This window comes from Corynebacterium sp. HMSC034E11 (assembly GCF_001835905.1).
Lineage (GTDB): Bacteria > Actinomycetota > Actinomycetes > Mycobacteriales > Mycobacteriaceae > Corynebacterium > Corynebacterium coyleae.
In genome coordinates, this window is the sequence record NZ_KV826363.1 from 1 (window position 1) to 1,624 (window position 1,624).

1 pseudogene is annotated in these 1,624 nt (G+C 55.7%); it reads right to left on the reverse strand.

Going from position 1 to position 1,624, the window contains the following annotated elements:
• Positions 1 to 35: 35 nt before the first annotated feature.
• Positions 36 to 1,062: pseudogene (locus HMPREF2690_RS00035) on the reverse strand (IS256 family transposase); the annotation flags it as partial.
• Between the last annotated feature and the right edge of the window lie 562 nt (positions 1,063 to 1,624).

Here is a 1,624-nt window from a genome sequence, read left to right on the forward strand (position 1 = left end):
GCCGAAACGGCCTAAAACAACTTGACAAAACACAAGGCGTCGCGCCAGACTTTGACCGACTGCGGATATTTCTGACTCAGTTTACTGCCCTCGAACGCATCCAAGCTGACACGAGCGGCCTCCTCGTTTGCGGCCGTGTAGACCTCACGCAGCACCCGGGAGACAGATTTGCGGTCCCAGTAGGACAACCCACCGGTTCGCAGCCAGAATCAGGTGCACAATGCAGGCCTGCACCATGGAATACAGCCAGAGGCTTCCACGGCTTCCGGCAAGCCTTTGAGCCCGTCGCAGCACACGATGAACACGTCCTGGACCCCGCGGTTGGCCAGATCCGCACACACCGATGCCCAGAATGCGGCACCTTCATTATCGGCGATCCACAATCCCAGGATGTGCTTGATGCCGTCCATGTCGACACCAACCGCCATGTAGCAAGCCTTGTTGACCACGTGGTGCCCATCACGGATCTTGACGCGTAACGCGTCGAGGAAAATCACGGGGTAAAACGCATCGAGCTGGCGGTTTTTCCAGATCATGACCTCATCTAACGCTGCATCGGTAATGGTGCTGATCGTATCCGGGCCTCATATCCACCCCGAGCGTGGTCGCGAGGTGGTACTGAATACCGCGCACGGTCATCCCTCCGGCGTACAGCGAGACGATCATGTCGTCGAGCTCTGTGAGCCGACGTGCACCCTTGGGCACCATCCGGGAAGTAAACGTACCGACACGATCCCTGAGCACGGTCACTTCCACCTCACCGTAGCCAGAATTAGCGGTCTTGGTGTACGACCCCTTGCGGTGATTGTTCGCCGGTGCGGTCTCCACCTGGGCTTTGGTTTTGCGGTCGGAATGGTTATAGCCCAAATGCGCATCCATCTTCGCCTGCAGGCCAACCTTGATCGAAGCCTGCAGCAGGCCTTAGAGCAGCTCGCTTGCATCATCAGAGGAGGTCGCCAGCTCGCTGATCAAACTGGCTAGCTCAGGATTTTCCATCAGCTTCCCGCTGATCTCGTTGCCCCTCGCCGGGTCATGATTTTTCTTCGGTGACACCGTAATTATTATCAGTGAAACTCCTTCAGACCAGAGCCTCACACACAAACTTCCTGACACCCTCTGCTCTCCTGGAAAGCGCACCAACCCGCGACTAACACATGCGGGTGCCATTCCGGTGGATTGAACACAAATAGGTCCGATATAAGCCGCACGACCTTATATCCGGCCGATTTACTCAGCCCGATCAGCAACAACGCCGAAACTCAGAAACACTTTCTGCTGGTTAACAGCCAAAAAGCGCCACGCATCCAACAAGGCACACTAAACCCCAGAGAAGCAGCTTGTAAGTCCCTTTCGATCCCCGACCAGAACGGAATTTACACCGGGCTGCAAATGCCTCTAGCTTCCGGCCTGGGTCAAGTCCCGTGAAGTGGTGTAGCGGTTTGTGCTTTCGGCTCGGTATGAAGTTGGGGGGTTGGTTAGGCGGTTTGCTGGTGATGCTCACCATGTTCACCTCCAGTTTGGTGCATAGGTGTTTGGTGTGTTCGAGTGCCGATAGTGAAGCGTCCTGGGTTTAGTTCCTACCTCAGGTAATGAAGTGTCCCAGGTTTTGTTCCGTTTGAGTAGA